Origin of the sequence: Streptomyces sp. NPDC059696 (genome assembly GCF_042733745.1) — a bacterium.
Lineage (GTDB): Bacteria > Actinomycetota > Actinomycetes > Streptomycetales > Streptomycetaceae > Streptomyces.
In genome coordinates, this window is the sequence record NZ_JBHWFG010000012.1 from 24,411 (window position 1) to 41,760 (window position 17,350).

Annotated in this window: 11 protein-coding genes; 6 read left to right on the top strand and 5 right to left on the bottom strand. The window is 70.4% G+C overall.

Annotated features, from left to right (window positions below):
* The first annotated feature begins 80 nt into the window (after positions 1 to 80).
* The 3 genes from ACFV20_RS15495 (at position 81) to ACFV20_RS15505 (ending at position 3,938) form a co-directional block, all read left to right on the top strand.
* Entirely contained in the window at positions 81 to 1,583 is a 1,503-nt protein-coding gene (locus ACFV20_RS15495; protein WP_385656501.1) for an MFS transporter, read from the top strand.
* A gap of 176 nt (positions 1,584 to 1,759) precedes the next feature.
* Positions 1,760 to 2,737: a pirin family protein gene (locus ACFV20_RS15500; protein ID WP_385656503.1), complete on the top strand. Its 978-nt coding sequence runs from the start codon at positions 1,760 to 1,762 to the stop codon at positions 2,735 to 2,737.
* A 133-nt stretch (positions 2,738 to 2,870) separates the two neighbouring features.
* A complete protein-coding gene (locus ACFV20_RS15505) occupies positions 2,871 to 3,938 on the top strand; it encodes an AI-2E family transporter (RefSeq protein WP_385656505.1) in 1,068 nt (355 codons plus the stop codon).
* 223 nt (positions 3,939 to 4,161) lie between these two features.
* Here ACFV20_RS15505 and ACFV20_RS15510 read toward each other — a convergent pair whose 3' ends face one another.
* Positions 4,162 to 6,300 carry a SpoIIE family protein phosphatase gene (locus ACFV20_RS15510; RefSeq protein ID WP_385656507.1) on the bottom strand — a complete coding sequence of 713 codons (2,139 nt, stop codon included), beginning with the start codon at positions 6,298 to 6,300 and terminating at the stop codon, positions 4,162 to 4,164.
* Between the two features lie 179 nt (positions 6,301 to 6,479).
* Here ACFV20_RS15510 and aspS point away from each other — a divergent pair, with 179 nt between their 5' ends.
* The 3 genes from aspS (at position 6,480) to ACFV20_RS15525 (ending at position 9,873) form a co-directional block, all read left to right on the top strand.
* Positions 6,480 to 8,243, top strand: coding sequence for an aspartate--tRNA ligase (aspS, locus tag ACFV20_RS15515; protein WP_385656510.1), 1,764 nt, complete (start codon positions 6,480 to 6,482; stop codon positions 8,241 to 8,243).
* Between the two features lie 129 nt (positions 8,244 to 8,372).
* The gene (locus ACFV20_RS15520; protein ID WP_385656513.1) at positions 8,373 to 9,341 is read left to right on the top strand and encodes an intradiol ring-cleavage dioxygenase; all 969 of its coding nucleotides are present in this window, start codon (positions 8,373 to 8,375) and stop codon (positions 9,339 to 9,341) included.
* A gap of 112 nt (positions 9,342 to 9,453) precedes the next feature.
* Positions 9,454 to 9,873 (top strand): hypothetical protein, encoded by a 420-nt coding sequence (locus ACFV20_RS15525; RefSeq protein WP_385656515.1) that lies wholly within the window; start codon positions 9,454 to 9,456, stop codon positions 9,871 to 9,873.
* A 44-nt stretch (positions 9,874 to 9,917) separates the two neighbouring features.
* Here ACFV20_RS15525 and ACFV20_RS15530 read toward each other — a convergent pair whose 3' ends face one another.
* The 4 genes from ACFV20_RS15530 to metG form a co-directional block, all read right to left on the bottom strand.
* Positions 9,918 to 10,844: a hypothetical protein gene (locus ACFV20_RS15530; RefSeq protein WP_385656518.1), complete on the bottom strand. Its 927-nt coding sequence runs from the start codon at positions 10,842 to 10,844 to the stop codon at positions 9,918 to 9,920.
* Between the two features lie 92 nt (positions 10,845 to 10,936).
* Complete coding sequence (locus tag ACFV20_RS15535) at positions 10,937 to 11,302, bottom strand: PH domain-containing protein (protein WP_104779215.1); 366 nt, start codon at positions 11,300 to 11,302, stop codon at positions 10,937 to 10,939.
* Between the two features lie 34 nt (positions 11,303 to 11,336).
* Positions 11,337 to 15,494 carry a caspase family protein gene (locus ACFV20_RS15540; RefSeq protein ID WP_385656522.1) on the bottom strand — a complete coding sequence of 1,386 codons (4,158 nt, stop codon included), beginning with the start codon at positions 15,492 to 15,494 and terminating at the stop codon, positions 11,337 to 11,339.
* A 104-nt stretch (positions 15,495 to 15,598) separates the two neighbouring features.
* A complete protein-coding gene (metG, locus tag ACFV20_RS15545; RefSeq protein WP_385656525.1) occupies positions 15,599 to 17,314 on the bottom strand; it encodes a methionine--tRNA ligase in 1,716 nt (571 codons plus the stop codon).
* Between the last annotated feature and the right edge of the window lie 36 nt (positions 17,315 to 17,350).

A 17,350-nucleotide genomic window follows, 5' to 3' on the forward strand; every position in this document is an offset into this window, starting at 1 on the left:
CTGTTCCGCCATGCGTACAGTGTTCGCATCGAAGGAACGGTGTTCGCACCCAACGGTGTTCCGCAGGAGGGGAAGAGGAAATGGACGCTCGCAATCCACGGCGCTGGTGGATCCTGATCGTGCTGTGCCTCAGCACGCTGGTCCTGGTCGTCGACAACATGGCGCTGACGGTCGCGGTGCCCGCCCTGACCGAGGACCTCGGCGCGAGCGCCCAGGCCATGCAGTGGATCCTCGACTCCTACACCCTGGTCTTCGCCGGGCTGCTGCTGACCTCCGGCAGTCTGGGCGACCGGTTCGGGCGCCGGAGGGTGATGCTGATCGGCCTGCTGCTGTTCGGGGCGGCCTCGCTGGGGGCGGTGTTCAGCTCCACTCCGGGTGAGCTGATCGCGGTGCGGATCGCGATGGGCGTCGGCGGGGCGCTGATCATGCCGTCGACCCTGTCGATCCTGATCACCGTCTTCGACGAGGACGAGCGTCCCAAGGCGATGGCCGCGTGGGGCTCGGTGTCGATGCTCGGGCTGGTCGGCAGCCCGGTGCTGGGCGGCGTGCTGATCGACCACTTCGCCTGGCAGGCGATCTTCCTGATCAACGTCCCGATCGTCGGGCTCGCGCTGCTGGCCGGTGTGCTGCTGATGCCGGAGTCGAAGGCGCCGTGGCAGAAGCCCGACCCGCTGGGCGCGCTGCTGTCGGCGGTGGGCATGACGGCCCTGGTGTGGTGGATCATCGAGATCCCGCAGCACGGCGCGTTCGAAGGCCGCTCCCTCGTCGTCCTGGCCGTCGCGGTGCTCGCCCTGGCCGGCTTTGTGACCTGGCAGAACGTGACCCCCGCGCCGATGGTCCCGCTGGTCCTGTTCAAGCACCGCAACTTCAGCGGCGGTTCGCTCTCCCTGGCGCTCGTCCAGATCGGCAACGCCGGCCTGCTGCTGGTGCTGACCCAGTACCTCCAGTTCGTCCTCGGCTGGTCCGCCGTCAAGGCCGGCCTCGCCTTCCTGCCCTTGGCCGTCGCCGCGCTGGCCGGCAACGCGGCCGGGGCGCAGCTCGCCGTGAAGTGCGGCAACCGGTTCGTCATCCTCGGCGGGATGCTGCTGATGGCCGCCTCCTTCGGGCTGCTGACCACGCTCACCGCCGACAGCGGGTTCACCGTCCCCGCGGTGGCGCTGGGGATCCTGGGCCTGGGCGCCGGTCTGGCGATGCCCGCCGCGGTGGCCGCGCTGATGGGCACCATCCCGGAGGACAAGGCGGGCGTCGGCTCCGCCCTGAACGACACCATCCAGCAGTCCGGCACCGCCCTCGGCATCGCGATCCTCGGCTCCCTGCTCACCTCCGGCTACACCGGCCGGATGCCGGCGGGCGCGCCTGAGCAGGCCCGGGAGTCCATCGGCGGGGCGCTGACGGTGGCGGGCGGTGACGTGGCTCTGGTGCGGGCGGCCCGGGAGGCCTTCACCGCCTCGATGTCGACGACCTTCACGATCAGCGCGTTCGGGGTCCTGGCCGCCGCGGTCGTCGCCACGCTGGTCATGCGGGACCGCGGCGCGCCCGTTCCGGCCGCCGCCGCGAGCGAGGAGCTCGAGCCGGCCGCCTGACGCGGAAACCGGACGGCCGTCACCCCGCAACGGGGTGACGACCTTTCGCCGTGCCGGTCTCCCGTGGTTCGCTGCGCCGTCCCCCGGGTCGGGGAATGCCCTCCCGGTTTTCTCTGTTGGGGGTGGCAGAAAGTTCAACGCTCAACTAAACTGGGCGTACACGAGGAGGAACCGACATGCCTGCAGTGACCGTCGAGAACCCGTTGACGCTGCCCCGCGTGACCACGCCTGCCGACGCCGTGGCACGTCCCGTGCTCGCCGTCACGACCGCTCCGAGCGGTTTCGAGGGCGAGGGCTTCCCGGTGCGCCGGGCGTTCGCGGGGATCAACTACCGCCACCTCGACCCGTTCATCATGATGGACCAGATGGGCGAGGTGGAGTACGCGCCGGGCGAGCCCAAGGGCACGCCCTGGCACCCGCACCGCGGCTTCGAGACCGTCACCTACATCATCGACGGCATCTTCGACCACCAGGACTCCAACGGCGGTGGCGGCACCATCACCAACGGCGACACCCAGTGGATGACCGCGGGCTCGGGCCTGCTGCACATCGAGGCCCCACCCGAGCACCTCGTCGTCTCCGGCGGGCTCTTCCACGGTCTGCAGCTGTGGGTGAACCTCCCGGCCAAGGACAAGATGATGGCCCCGCGCTACCAGGACATCCGCGGCGGCACGGTCCAGCTGCTCAGCACCCCCGACGGCGGCGCGCTGCTGCGGGTCATCGCCGGTGAGCTGGACGGCCACGCGGGCCCGGGCATCACGCACACCCCGATCACGATGGTCCACGCGACCGTCGCGCCGGGCGCGGAGGTCACCCTGCCGTGGCGCGAGGACTTCAACGGACTGGCGTACGTCCTGGCGGGCAAGGGCTCGGTCGGTGCCGAGCGGCGCCCGATCCACATGGGCCAGACCGCGGTCTTCGGCGCGGGTTCCTCGCTGACCGTCCGCGCGGACGAGAAGCAGGACGCGCACACGCCCGACCTCGAGGTCGTCCTGCTCGGCGGACAGCCCATCCGTGAGCCCATGGCCCACTACGGCCCGTTCGTCATGAACACCAAGGACGAGCTCATGCAGGCCTTCGAGGACTTCCAGAAGGGCCGCCTGGGCACGATCCCGGCGGTGCACGGCATGACCGCGGGCGGTCCGCAGGACTGACGCAACCGGTAGTGCGGAAGGCCGGCGGTGGGATCCCCACCGCCGGCCTTCGTGCACGGGGCGGCTGACGCCCCGTCACCCTGGCGGGCCTCCCCGACGGGACGGCCCGGCCGGGGCGTGGTCGGGTGGGCATGTGCAGGCCTCCACCCCGCTGCTCCCCGAAGCCGTCCGGCGCTTCGCCGCCTGGTGCGCCGTGCTGCTGCTCGGCGCCGGCGTCGTCTACGTCGGGATCCGGCTGGTCGCGGAGTTCCGCACCGCCGTCGTGCCCGTGCTGCTCGCCCTGCTCGGGACGGCGCTGCTCGGGCCGCTGCACCGGCGGCTGGTGAAGGCCGGGGTGCACCGGTCGGTCGCGGCCGGACTCACCTGTGTCGCGGTGGTCGCCGTGGTCGGCGGAGCCGTGTACATCGTGGTCGCCGCGCTCATCGACACCGGCGACGAGATCGTCGCCTCGCTCAAGGAGGCCGCCCGGGGCGTCTCCGAGCACTTCGGGGCGGCCGGCACCTCGCTGGACGACCTCGCCTCCAACGCCCGCGAGCTGCTGGGCAAGTTCGGCGGCACGGCCGCCTCCGGCGTGATCAGCGGCGTCAGCGTGGTCGGCGAGTCCATCGCCATGGCCGTCCTCGCGCTGCTGCTCGTCTTCTTCTTCCTGCGCGACTCCGACAAGGCCGCCGGGACGCTGCGCTCCCTGTCGCCCCGCGGGGCGGCCGACACTCTGGAAGCCATGGCGCGCCGCGCCCTGAGGGCCGTCGAGGGGTTCATGCGCGGCACCACCCTCATCGCCCTCATCGACGCGCTGTGCATCACCGTCGGACTGCTCGTCCTGGACGTGCCCGGTGCGCCCGGGCTGGGCGCGCTGGTCTTCGTCGGCGCCTACATCCCCTACCTCGGCGCATTCATCTCCGGAGCCCTGGCCGTGCTGGTCGCGCTCGCCGACCGGGGGTTCGTCATCGCGTTGTGGGTGCTCGGTGTGGTCCTCGCCGTGCAGGTGCTGGAGGGGCACGTGCTCCAGCCGATGATCCAGAGCCGGACCGTGCAGATGCACCCGGCCGTGGTGATGGTGACGATCACGGCCGGGGCGTCCGTCGCCGGGGTCCTCGGCATGCTGCTCGCCGTCCCGCTCACCGCCGCCGCCTTCGGCGTCGTCCAGGAACTGCGCACCCGCTACGGCGACCAGGAGCCGTCGTCGGCACAGGAACCGTGATGGGTTCCGGATGCCAGGAGCCGTCGCCGGCACAGGAATCGTGATGGGTTCCGGCTGTCAGGAGCCGTCGCCGGCACAGGAATCGTGATGGGTTCCGGCTGTCAGGAGCCGTCGCCGGCACAGGAATCGTGACCGGACCCGGCTGTCAGGAGCCGTCGTCGGCACGGGAACCGTGATGGGTTCCGGATGCCAGGAGCCGTCGTCGCCTCGTGCGGCGTGAGCGCTACAGCGACCAGGACCCGTCGCCCGAGCCGTCCAGGGACTCGTGGAGCTCGAACCAGATGCTCTTGCCCTCGCCGCGCGGCTCCACCCCCCAGGCGTGCGCCAGCAGTTCGATCAGCACCAGACCACGGCCGGAGGATGCCAGCTCCCCGGGCCTGCGCCGGTGCGGCAGATCGTCACCGGCGTCCGTGACCTCGATCCGCAGCCGCCGCCCGCCCACCTCGCCCGTCATCTCGGCGACCAGCAGCGCGTCGGAATCGGTGTGCACGAGGACGTTCGTCAGCAGCTCGGACAGCAGCAGCACCGCCGAGTCGACCTGGTCGCGCGAGGCCCAGTCGTGCAGCAGCTCGCGCAGTTGCTGCCGGGCGATCGCGACCCGCTCGGGCTCGGCCTGCGCCACGGTCAGCACCGAGCGCCGCACCGGAGGACGCACGGTCATCGCGTCACCGCAGCCGCAGCCCCCGCCCTCCCGGCACAGCAGCAGCATCGCTATGTCGTCCTCACGGCGGTCCGCCAGTGGGCCGGTGGTGTGGTGCGAGGAGGGCCCGTGCACCGCCTGCACCAGGGTGTCGGCGAGTTCCTCCAGATCGCCCTTGTGCTCCTCGAGGATCACGCGCAGCCGCCGCCACCCGGTCTCCAGGTCGTGGCCGCCGGTTTCGAGCAGGCCGTCCGTGCAGATCAGCATGGTCTCGCCGGGCTCCAGCGTGAGCCGGGTGGTGGGGTAGTCGGCGTCCGGGTCGATGCCCAGCGGCAGACCCCCCGAGGTCGGCCGGGTCAGCACCGTGCCGTCGGCCATCCGGATCGCCGGGTCCGGGTGCCCGGCACGGGCGATGTCCAGCACCCCCGACGCCGGGTCGACCTCGACGTACACGCAGGTCGCGAAGCGCGGGTCGTTCGGGTCCTCGTCGCTGATGCCGTGCAGGAAGCGGGAGGCGCGCGAGAGCACCGCGTCCGGGCGGTGGCCCTCCGAGGCGTAGGCCCGCAGGGCGATCCGCAGCTGGCCCATCAGCCCCGCCGCCCGTACGTCATGGCCTTGCACATCACCGATGACCAGCGCGAACCGTCCGCTGGGCAGCGGGATCACGTCGTACCAGTCGCCGCCGACCTGGAGGCCGCCGCCGGTGGGGACGTAGCGGGCCGCGACGCTCATGCCGGGGATGCGCTGCGGGCCGAGCCTGGGCAGCATCGTGCGCTGGAGCCCGTCGGTCAGGGCCCGCTCGCTCTCGGCCACACCCGCCCGCGTCAGGGCCTGCGCCAGCATGCGCGCCACCGTCGCCAGCACCGACCGCTCGTCCGGGGTGAACGCCACCGGGTAGGTGAACGCCGCCATCCACGCGCCCATCGTGCGACCGGCCACCGTCAGCGGCAGGAACGCCCAGGAACGGCGGCCGAAGCGCTCGGCGAGCGGCCAGGTCAGCGGATAGCGGGCCTTGTACTGCTCGGCGGACGACAGGTAGACGGCCCGGCCGGTCCGCACCACCTCGGCAGCCGGGTAGTCCGTGTCCAGCGGCATGTCCGAGAAGGGGCTCTCGGTGCCCCGCTGCTGCCCGTGGTGGCCGACGACCGTGAGGCGGTCGCCCGAGACGCCGAACACCGCCAGCCCGTCGGGTGAGAAGCCGGGCATGGACAGATTCGCCGTGACCCGCAGGACCTCCTGGGTGGAGCGGGCCTCGGCCAGGGCCCGGCCCGCGTCCAGCAGGAACGCCTCCCGGGAGCGCCGCCAGTCCCCGGTCACCGCGCTGCGCCCGGCCGGGGTGCCCGGCGTCGGCTCGGTGACCTCCTGGAGGGTGCCGATCAGCCGGTACGCCTTGCGGGCCCGGTCGAAGGACGGCTTGGAACGGCTGCGGACGACCCGGACGACCCGGCCCAGCTCGTCCATGATCCGGATCCGGACCTCGGCGAGGGTGCCCTCCGCCACGGCCAGCTGGATCACGCCGGTGATCTCGTTCCAGTCGACCGGGTGCAGCCGGGCCCGGGCCTGGGCCTCCGTGAGGCTGACCTGCTCGGCGGGCAGCCCGAGCAACCGGGCGGCCTCGGCATCGACCGTGACCAGCCCGGTGGCGGTGTCCCAGTGCCACAGGCCGGTCGCGAGGGCGGCGAGGGCCTCCCCCACGGCGGGCAGAGGCTCGCCAGTGCGCATTGCCCTACTTTAAGAACACGCGCTCGAACACTGCCACCGATACCGGACGTCTGCCCGCACGGCGGTGATCGCGTACTCGATCCCTCACTGTGGAGAGCCGATCTTCGCCTGCCCGGTACGCTGGGGAGGCGTTTCACGTGAAACACAGACCCCGATCAGCGAAGACTGGATGAACGACGATGCATCGGTACAGGTCCCACACCTGCGGCGAGCTCCGCTCCTCTGACGTCGGCAGCGACGTCCGGCTGAGTGGCTGGCTGCACAATCGGCGCGACCTGGGCGGCATCCTCTTCATCGATCTGCGCGATCACTACGGCATCACGCAGCTCGTGGCCCGTCCCGGCACCCCCGCCTACGAGGCCCTCGACAAGCTCTCCAAGGAGTCGACCGTCCGCGTCGACGGCAAGGTCGTCTCCCGGGGCGCGGAGAACATCAACCCCGAGCTGCCGACCGGTGAGGTCGAGGTCGAGGTCGGTGAGGTCGAGCTGCTCGGCGCCGCCGCCCCGCTGCCGTTCACGATCAACACCGAGGACGGGGTCAACGAGGAGCGGCGCCTGGAGTACCGCTTCCTGGACCTGCGCCGCGAGCGCATGCACAAGAACATCATGCTGCGGTCGGCGGTGATCGCCTCGATCCGCTCGAAGATGGTCGCGCTCGGATTCAACGAGATGGCGACGCCGATCCTGTCCGCGACGTCCCCCGAGGGCGCCCGCGACTTCGTCGTCCCCTCCCGCCTGCACCCGGGCAAGTTCTACGCCCTGCCGCAGGCGCCGCAGCAGTTCAAGCAGCTGCTGATGATCTCCGGCTTCGACCGGTACTTCCAGATCGCGCCCTGCTTCCGTGACGAGGACGCGCGCGCCGACCGCTCGCCGGGCGAGTTCTACCAGCTCGACATCGAGATGAGCTTCGTCGAGCAGGAGGACGTCTTCCAGCCCGTCGAGAAGCTCATGACCGAGCTGTTCGAGGAGTTCGGCGGCGGCCGCCACGTCACCTCGCCGTTCCCGCGGATCCCGTTCCGCGAGGCGATGCTGAAGTACGGCTCCGACAAGCCCGACCTGCGTGCCCAGCTCGAACTCGTCGACATCACCGACATCTTCGAGGGCTCGGAGTTCAAGGCCTTCGCCGGCAAGCACGTGCGCGCCCTGCCCGTGCCGGACGTCTCCGGCCAGCCGCGCAAGTTCTTCGACCAGCTCGGCGACTACGCCGTCTCGCAGGGCGCCAAGGGCCTGGCCTGGGTCCGGGTCGGCGAGGACGGCTCGCTGTCCGGCCCGATCGCGAAGTTCCTGACGGAGGACAACGTCGCGGAACTCACCAAGCGGCTCTCGCTGGCCGCCGGCCACGCCGTGTTCTTCGGCGCGGGCGAGTTCGACGAGGTCTCCAAGATCATGGGCGCGGTGCGGGTCGAGGCCGCCAAGCGTGCCGGGCACTTCGAGGAGGGTGTCTTCCGGTTCTGCTGGATCGTCGACTTCCCGATGTACGAGAAGGACGAGGAGACGGGCGCGATCGACTTCTCGCACAACCCGTTCTCCATGCCGCAGGGCGGCCTGGAGGCCCTGCGGACCCAGGACCCGCTGGACATCCTCGGCTGGCAGTACGACATCGTCTGCAACGGCGTCGAGCTGTCCTCGGGCGCGATCCGGAACCACGAGCCGGAGATCATGCTCAAGGCCTTCGAGATCGCCGGCTACGACCGGGAGACGGTCGAGGAGAAGTTCGCGGGCATGCTGCGCGCCTTCCGCTTCGGTGCCCCGCCGCACGGCGGCATCGCCCCGGGCGTCGACCGCATCGTCATGCTGCTCGCCGACGAGCCCAACATCCGCGAGACCATCGCCTTCCCGCTCAACGGCAACGCCCAGGACCTGATGATGGGCGCGCCGACGGAGCTGGAGGAGGCCCGGCTGAAGGAACTGCACCTGTCGGTGCGCAAGCCGCAGCCGAAGTAGGGATCGCGTCCTCCTGAACGCCCGTGAGTGGCTCGGAACCCGCACCGGTTCCGAGCCACTTCCGTATCCAGAGCTTTCACCCAGCTCTCCCTCAGGCTCCTGACAGCCGTGGTCCCTAGCTTCCCTTCCATGACGGGACAGGAGATGGCCCAAGGGCCGAAACACAAGCGGGATCTGACGCGCCGTAAGGTCATCGTCGCGGGCGCCGGCGCGGTGGTGGCGGCGGGGGTCGGCGGTTCGTTCGCGGCGGGCGCGTTCGCTGGCGAGGAGACGACGGCCGCCCGGGGCCGCACGGCCGGGACCTCCGCGGAGGCCTGCTACAAGCTGACCTCCGAGACGACCGAGGGCCCCTACTACATCGACGCGGACAAGCTCCGCCGGGACATCACCGAGGACCAGGAGGGCATCCCGCTCGCCCTGCGCCTGAAAGTGATCGACGCCGACACCTGCAAGCCGCTGGCGAACGCCGCCGTCGACATCTGGCACTGCAACGCGCTGGGCGTGTACAGCGGGTACGAGTCGATGGGCAGCGGGGGCGGTGGGGGAGGCGGCGGCGGTACGCCGCCCACCGGGACCCCCACCGGGACCCCCACCGGCAGTCCCACGGGCCCGCCCCCGGGCGGCGGTGGCGGCGGGGGCGGCGGGGGCGGCGGGGGCCACGAGGAGCCCACCGACGACGAGCGCTATCTGCGCGGCACGTGGCGGACGGACCGGAAGGGCGAGGTCGTCTTCCGTACGGTGTTCCCGGGCTGGTACCAGGGCCGCTGCGTTCACATCCACACCAAGGTCCATGTGAACGGCACCTGGACCGACGCGGGCTACGAGGGCGGCACGACCTGCCACACCGGGCAGCTCTTCTTCGACGAGGCGTCCGTGCTGGCCACGGCCGAGGTCGCGCCGTACTCCACCAACACCGTGACCCGCACGACCCTCGACGACGACACCATCTACCCGGGCAACGGCACCGAGGGCGGGCTGCTGAAGCTGAAGTACAAGAAGGGCGCCATCGCCAAGGGGGTCGTCGCCACGCTCACCCTGGGCGTCGACCCCGAGGCGACCCACGACGGCACGGGGGACGCGGTCCAGCCGGGCGCGTAGGTGTCGTCTTCGGCGTCGGCGCGGTGCGGCGGCTCCGGGGAAGACAGCTGTGCCGTAGGTGGGGTGAAGGGCTTGTGGTAAGCGTGGTCGTCCGAACGAGTACGGGGGGCGTGTGGACGACCACGAGGACCAGATCCTGGCCGACGAGCTTGCCGCGCTGGCTGCCTCTGTCGGGGCTTGGGGTGGCTTGACGCGCTGCGTGGCCAAGCTGATGAGGAAGAACGTTCACGAGATCGACCTGGCCGTCGCCCTGCCGTTCGAAGAGGCCGTCGAGCGCGTTGCCTCTGTGCTCGAAGGAGCGGGGCGCACGGTCGGCCCGGTGCCGCGATCCGGTGAGGACCAGCGGACGATACGTGTCGTTGCAGGCGGCGGCACCGGCGGCATGAACCCGGTGGTCGTCACCGCACGAGTCACCAGGGGCGGGGCACCTGTTTCGAAGGTGAGGCTGCGCGCTGCTGCCAAAGAAGGCCTGATTCGCCAGAGGGCGGGCGAGCGGACCGCTACCCGGCTGGCGGCGCTGCTGGCGACGTAGAGGTCTCGGCACCCTGTGCGGGTGCCGAGGGGCCCTTGGGTCGCCTACTTCTCGACGAACAGGTCCTCTGCCGTGGTGGCCGTCAGGGAGCGGTCGAACCAGAGGGTGAGGGTGTCGAGGTCGGTGCAGGCGGTGATGCGGTCGCGGGTGGCTTCGGATACGGGAACGGCGCGCTTTTCCAGCACCCGGAGAATGGCCTCGGTCTTGCCTTCCGCCTTGCCCTCCGCCTTGCCCTCTGCCTTGCCTTCTGCTTTACCTTCCGCCTTGCCCTCGAGGTACGTCTCCTCGAAGAGGGTTCCCCTGCCAGGGAAGTATGTGGCGACCATTTTCTCCAGCTCTCTCCATGTCTCCCGGACCGGAGTGTTCTCCAGGCCGACTTCAAGCCATTCGCACCAGTATTTCGCGGTTGCCTTGTCCAACGCCCGCATGCCGCGGGCCACCATGCCCAGTATGGCGGGGGCATTCGGGCTGTCGCTATGCACGATGGCCGAGAGGGTGGCCAGGGCCGGCTCCCGGGCCACGGCGGTCTCGTCGGTGATCTCCGGGACGTTGGCGGGGCCCAGTACGAAAGGGCGGGTGCTCTGTGTCGTCCAGGTACCGACGCGGCACTCGAAGGGACCCGCTGCCCAGGACGCGGTCGGCCGGTCCCTGCATACCGCGACGAGTAGCACGGGCATGCCGAACTTCGCGTGCAGGTACGCCACGTAGTAGGACCAGCTGCACCCCTTGCCGGGGGTCCGAGCGGTCTGCGCCTCGAGCGCGATGAGAAAGCCGTCCCCCTCGGACGGCTCGACCTTGAGCACCGTGTCCACCCGACGCTCCAGGGGTTTGATCTCCGTCGCGTCGGGTGTGAGCGCTTCGATGATCGCCTTCGCGGGTGGGGGCAGACCCAAGGCCTCGAAGACGGGGGTGAGAACCTCCGGATGGTCCTGGAAGATCCGGTGTGAGGTCTCATGGGTTGATGTGACCATGTGCGCAAGCTAGGCCCGCGGCTCTGGCATATGCAGCAGATGACGCTGCGTTCACTCTTTCGAGATGGGGAGGAACGTTCCCCCCGGCCCCGCTACCTCGCCACGAACTGGGTCAGGATTGCCTGGACTTCGTAGATGTCGACGCCCTTGGTGAAGGTTTTCTCGATGGGGGTCGGGGTGCCGGAGATCCAGATCTTCAGTTCGGCGTCCAGGTCGAAGGTGCCGGCTGTTTCCACCGAGAAGTGGGTGATGCTCCGGTAGGGGACCGAGTGGTACTCGACCTTCTTGCCGGTGATGCCCTGCTTGTCGATCAGGATCAGGCGGCGGTCGGTGAAGAGGATCGTGTCGCGGATCAGCAGGAACGCGGCGTGGACCTGCTCGCCGTGACCGAGGAGGCGGGCGTAGTCCTGCTGGGCCGACTGCGGATTCACGGTGTGCGCGTTGCCGAACAGTGCCATGGTGTCCCCCCGTTTGGTTGGCTGTGTCCCTGGGTCATTTTATGAACAGGGGGCCCCGGAGGGCGATGAGTTCGTTCTTCGCGCCCACGAGCAGCAGGCCGTCCCGCACGTCCGAGGACTCCACCTCCAAGGGCAGACGGAGCCGGTCGGCCACGCGGAGCGTCTCGAGGTCCCACGTCAGAAGGGTGCGGTCCCATCCACCCGTGACGGCGTAGGACCGGCCGTGTGCCGTGAACGCCGAGATGGTGGTGACCCGTTCATCGTGGTCGCGCAGGAAGGTACGGAGCGTGAGGCCGGGCAGGTCCCACACGCCGATCGTGCCGTCCCACGAGCCGGTCAGCAGGTGCGGGCGGCCGTGCACCGGTGCGACGACCAGACTGGAGATGTGGTCCTCGTGGCCTTCGAGCGTCGCCAGCGGAGTCCTCGCGTCGAAGTCCCAGACCTCCACGCGTCCCGTCCTCGTCCCGATCAGGAGCAGGGGCCTCGGCCCGGCACTGTCGATCACCGCAGTGCAGGTCCAGCTGGTCGCCGTCGACGCCACCCACAGCTTCTCGCGCTTCGAGACATCCCAGATCTCGGCGGCCCCCGAGGCGGTGGACAGCACCGCGTAGTGATTCCCGCGCACTTCGAGGTATCCCGCCTGCCCCACCTCGGTCGGCCGGAAGGCGACGCTGTCGGTCCCGTCGCGCAGGTCCCAGAGAAGAGCCCCGTCCGTATGACCGATGCCGACGTGCGTACGGCCCCCGACGGTGAGAAGGGTGATCGAGTGCGGCCAGCCGATCCTGTTGGGCAGGCGGCCTGTCTCGGCACCGCTGTCGGTGTCCCAGGTACGCACCGTGTGGTCACGTGAAGCGCTCAGCGCCTGCAGCCGTCCCTCCTCGGACTCGACGAGTCTGACGTTGTCGACCCAGTCGGTGTGCCCGCCGCGTCGTTCGGTGGTGAGTGCCTCGGCCAGGTCCCAGATCCTGACCGTGTCGTCACTCGACGCCGTCACTGCGTGCGGGCGATCGTCGAGGTCGACGCAGGCGATGGACGTCACCGCATAGGTGTGACCGGTGACTTCGGCCGCCTCGGCCCGTCCGGTCAGGTCGAGCAGCCGCATGACGCCGTCACCGCCTCCGACGATGACGTACGGCACTCCTCCGATGGCGCAGTGCGCCAGGGAGTCGCTCTCCCCGGCCTCGGATCCGAACAATGCCGTGGTGCGTTGCCCCGAGAACGGATCCCACATCTCGACCGTTCCCCACTCGCCCGGTGCCACCAGCACCTTCAACCGACCGTCCACGTAGCAGTAGTCCACCGCGTTGACGGGGTCGTCGAGTTCGAAGGCGGCCGTGACACTGAGATCCACCAGGTTCCACAGCCTCACGGTGCCGTCCCATGAGCCGGTGAGCGCGTGGGGCGTGCGGTCGTAGGACAGACATCTGACGGCGCTGACGTGATGGCCGTGCCCGTCGAGCACGGCGACTTCCTCACGGCGCAGAGGGTCCCAGACGCGCACGCTGCCGTCTCGCGACGCCGTCACCAGACGGAGCGCGCCTCGGTGTTCGTAATGAGCGATCTCCGTGACGAAGCCTTCGTGGCCGAGCAGCGTGCCTCTCACGCTCAGGTCGTCCAGAGAAAGGATCTCCACCGTGTGGTGCGCGGTGCCGACGAAGGCGTGCGGGCGGCCGTCGAACCGTACACAGTGCACGGACGACAGCCAGTCGCTCTCCAGGTGCGTCCTGTCCGTCTCCTGCCGGTCCAGGAGGTCCCACTTCACCACGACCCCGTCATGTCCCACCGAGACGGCGACCGGTCGGCCGTCGGCCTCGATGCACGAGACCTGCTGTACGAGTTCCTCGTGCCCCTTCAGCGTGGCCCGGTGGGCGGAGCTGACCAGGGCGCCCGTCGCCCACGTCACCTGCCACGGATCGTCGGCGGACAACCTGCCCGCCAGGCGCAGGTCTTCGTGCCGGGCCGCGTCCACGGAGAGGATCTGGCGCCGGGCACGGTCGTCCGCGCGGGCGTGGACGGCCGCCGAGGTCCGGTAGATGCGGGCGATGCGATGCCCCTCGCCGGTGGTCACGGATTCCAGCGCGCGCAGCAGCGGAGCGGGGGCGGCGTGGACCAGGAAGCCGGGGTCGTCGAGCAGGGCGTCGAGCATGCCCCCCGCGGCGGCGTGGGTGGCGAGGTGCTCCCGGACGTAGTCGGGGGCGGCGGACCAGTCCGGTTCCGCGGAAAGGGCCCCGCTCGCTCCCGCCAGCGTGCTCAGGGCGTTGCCGATGGCACGGTGTGCGTCCGCGTCACCGCCCGGGCGGCGCAGGTACTCGGCCATGGTCTCGTGGAAGAGCCGGAAGACCGATCCGGCCGGCGTCGCGGCTTCGACGATGTAGGCACCCGCATGCTCGTGGAGCCACTGCAGGTCCTCCTGCGGGCAGGGCACGCCGGAGAGCGCTTCGGCCACCGGGGCCCACACGGTCGACCAGGGCAGGCCGGCGCCCTGGGCGTACGCCAGGGGGCGCAGCAACCGTTCCACCCTGACCCGGTGCGGGCCGAACCGGTCGAGGTAGGCGGCGAAAGCCTGGTCGGCGTCACTGGGCAGGGCGTCCTGCCACCCCGGCCGCGCCGGGTCGACGGTGATCTGCCCGTGCACCAGGGCACGCGCGGTCATGCGTGCCACCAGATAGGAACGGCCGGCACGAGCGGCGATGCCCCCGGCCACGGTCGTCGCCAGTGCCTCCCGGCCGCGGTAGGGCGAGAGGCTCTCCGGGTCGTGCTCGTCCAGCAGCAGGCTGCGGGCGTAGGCGGAGATGTCGTCGGGTGCCATGTATGCGGGCCGGTCGAGGTCGATCACCTCGACGGCCCGTCCGAGAGCCCTGATCAGGGGGCGCCGGGTCCCCACGACCAGCCGTACGGCGGGCAGGACACTGAGCGGCTGGAGCAGTTCCCGGGCGATCCGCGCGCCCTCCGTCGCATCGCCCGCGGTGCCCGCCTCGTCCAGGGCGTCGAGCAGGACGGCGATGGGCCGCTCACGCTCGCCGAGGGCCCTGAGCACGTCATCGCGGTCCGGGTGGGCCAGACCGAGCGCACCGGACAGGTCGGTGACCAGCGTCCGAGCCGTGGCCCGGCGGGCGTGCAGGGGGATGACCTGAAGTGCCGGGCGGCAGGGGTGCGAGCCGTCGGTGGGGCGTTCCGGACGGTCGGGCGCGGACAGGGCCCATAACCGCCCCAGGAGGGCGGATTTGCCGGAACCGGGGGAACCGGTCACCACCCTGGCCTTGCGGTCGTGGCGTCCGCCGGAGAGGAAACGAACCAGTTCGGACAGGGCTCGTTCGCGGCCCTTGAAGTGGTCGCCCTTCTCGCCGGCGTGCTCCACCCCGCGGCCCCGGGGATCGAAATGACCGTGCTGGCTCCTGCGGAGCCGGTCCAGTGTGGCCACGTCCAGTTCGTCGACGGGGAGGCCCGGGACGTGCGCCGGGTTGCGGAAGAACGGGTCCTGGCCGTCGCTGTCCACGACCGCGTGCCGCGCGTGTTGGCGTGCCTGGCGCAGGCGCAGGTACTCGTTGACGCGTTCCGTCGTCTCCCGGACGCCGATGAACTCCTGGTAGGCACCCGCGCGGGGCCGGGTGAGGGCCTCGGCCAGCGCCTCCACGAAGACGTTCTCCGCAGCCGTTTCCTTGCCTCGGGCGGCCGCCAGCAGGCACCGGCCGGCCGTCCCCCTGCGGATGCGGGACAGTTCGTGCGCGTGGACGGCGATCTCTCCGATGCCTGCCCCGGCGTAGCAGGTGTCCAGGATGACGAGCAGATGCCCCAGCGCGCTGTTGACCAGGGGCCGGGCCAGATCCTCGGTGGCCAGGGCGGTGCTCCACAGGCCCGGTTCGGAGTTCGCGCACAGCAGGTAGTGGCGGTCCTCACCGCGGACTCCGTGCCCGGCGAAGTAGAGCACCACGATGTCGTCCTCGCCCAAGTCCGCCTGGTTCGCCCAGCGGTCGATCACCCGTGCCACCTCATGGGCGGGCGGATCGAGCGACGCCTCGGCCAGAACCCGTACATAGCCCATGGGTTCCAGCAGGGAACACACCCGCCCGACGTCATCCGGGACGCCGGGGAGATCGGCGGTGCCGGCGTCGTCGTAGCGCGAGCAGCCGATCGCGATGAGGAACCTCCGGCCCGGGCCCGTCGGCCGCCCGTGCCCGTCGGTACGCGTCAATCCGTTTCAGCTCCTCGCGTCGGACCGCCTGCGAACGGGACCGCTGGGGAAGCGGGACCGCCCCCGGGAAGAGATCCTCCCAGGGGCGGCGTGTGCGGCGCAGGTCAGGCGGACTCGCCGCCGAAGCGTTCCTTGTAGGACTCCAGGTCCTCGTCCGTGAGCTTGGCGAAGAGGACCGGTGGGATGGTGAAGGGGGTGCCGGCGGGGAGGGTGGTGAGGGACTTGGCCTCCTCCTGGGTGACCCAGGTCGCCGTGTCGTTCTCCAGGGAGAACGCCTCGCGCATCTTCCGCGCCGACGTCGGGATGAACGGCTCGGAGACCACCGCGTAGAGGTGGATCAGGTTCATCGCCGTGCGCAGGGTGAGCGCGGCGCCCTCCGGGTTGGTCTTGATCTCCAGCCAGGGGGCCTTCTCCTCCAGGTAGGAGTTGCCCGCCGACCACAGGGCGCGCAGCGCGGCCGCCGCCTTGCGGAACTGGATGGCCTCCATCTGGGACTCGTACTCCGCGAGCAGGCGCGCGATCTCCTCGCCCAGCTTCGCCTCCGCCTCGCCGGGCTCGGCACCGGCCGGGACCTCCTCGCCGAAGCGCTTCTTGGAGAAGGACAGCACGCGGTTGACGAAGTTGCCGAGGGTGTCGGCCAGGTCCTTGTTCACCGTGGCGGTGAAGTGCTCCCAGGTGAACGACGAGTCGTCCGACTCGGGGGCGTTCGCCATCATGAAGTAGCGCCAGTAGTCGGCCGGCAGGATGTCGAGGGCGTCGTGCGTGAAGACGCCCCGGCGCTGCGACGTGGAGAACTTGCCGCCGTAGTAGTTCAGCCAGTTGAAGGCCTTGATGACGTCGACCTTCTTCCAGGGGGCGCGGGTGCCCAGCAGGGTCGCCGGGAACATCACGCTGTGGAAGGGGACGTTGTCCTTGCCCATGAACTGCGTGTAGCGGACGTCCGCGTCGGACTCCCACCACCAGGAGCGCCAGTCGCGGTTCTCCGGGTCCTGGTCCGCCCACTCCTTCGTCGCACCGATGTACTCGATCGGGGCGTCGAACCAGACGTAGAAGACCTTGCCCTCCGCGGCCAGGTCCGGCCACGTGTCGGCCGGGACCGGGACACCCCAGTCCAGGTCACGGGTGATCGCGCGGTCGTGCAGGCCCTCCGTCAGCCACTTGCGGGCGATGGAGGAGGCCAGGACGGGCCAGTCGTCGGCGCGCTCGTCGACCCACGCCTCGACCTCGCCGGCCAGCACCGACTGCAGGAGGAACAGGTGCTTGGTCTCGCGCACCTCCAGGTCGCTGCTGCCGCTGATCGCGGAGCGGGCGTCGATCAGGTCGGTCGGGTCCAGGACGCGCGTGCAGTTCTCGCACTGGTCGCCGCGGGCCTTGTCGTAGCCGCAGTGCGGGCAGGTGCCGATGATGTACCGGTCGGGCAGGAAGCGGCCGTCGGCGTTCGAGTACACCTGGCGGATCGAACGCTCCTCGATGAAGCCGTTCGCCTTCAGCTCGCGGGCGATCTCCTGCGTGATCTCGTGGTTCTGCGGGGAGGAGCTGCGGCCGAAGTAGTCGAACGCCAGGCTGAAGCCGTCGTAGATCGCCTTCTGCTGGTCGTGCGCCTCGGCGCAGAACGCGTCCACCGGGATGCCCTGCTCCTTGGCCGCGAGCTCCGCGGGGGTGCCGTGCTCGTCCGTGGCGCAGATGTAGAGGACCTCGTGGCCCCGCTGGCGCAGATAACGGGAGTAGACGTCCGCCGGGAGCATGGACCCCACCATGTTGCCCAGGTGCTTGATCCCGTTGATGTACGGAAGGGCGCTGGTGATGAGGTGTCGAGCCATCGCGGGCTGCTCCCAAGTCGCTACGTGGGGTGACGA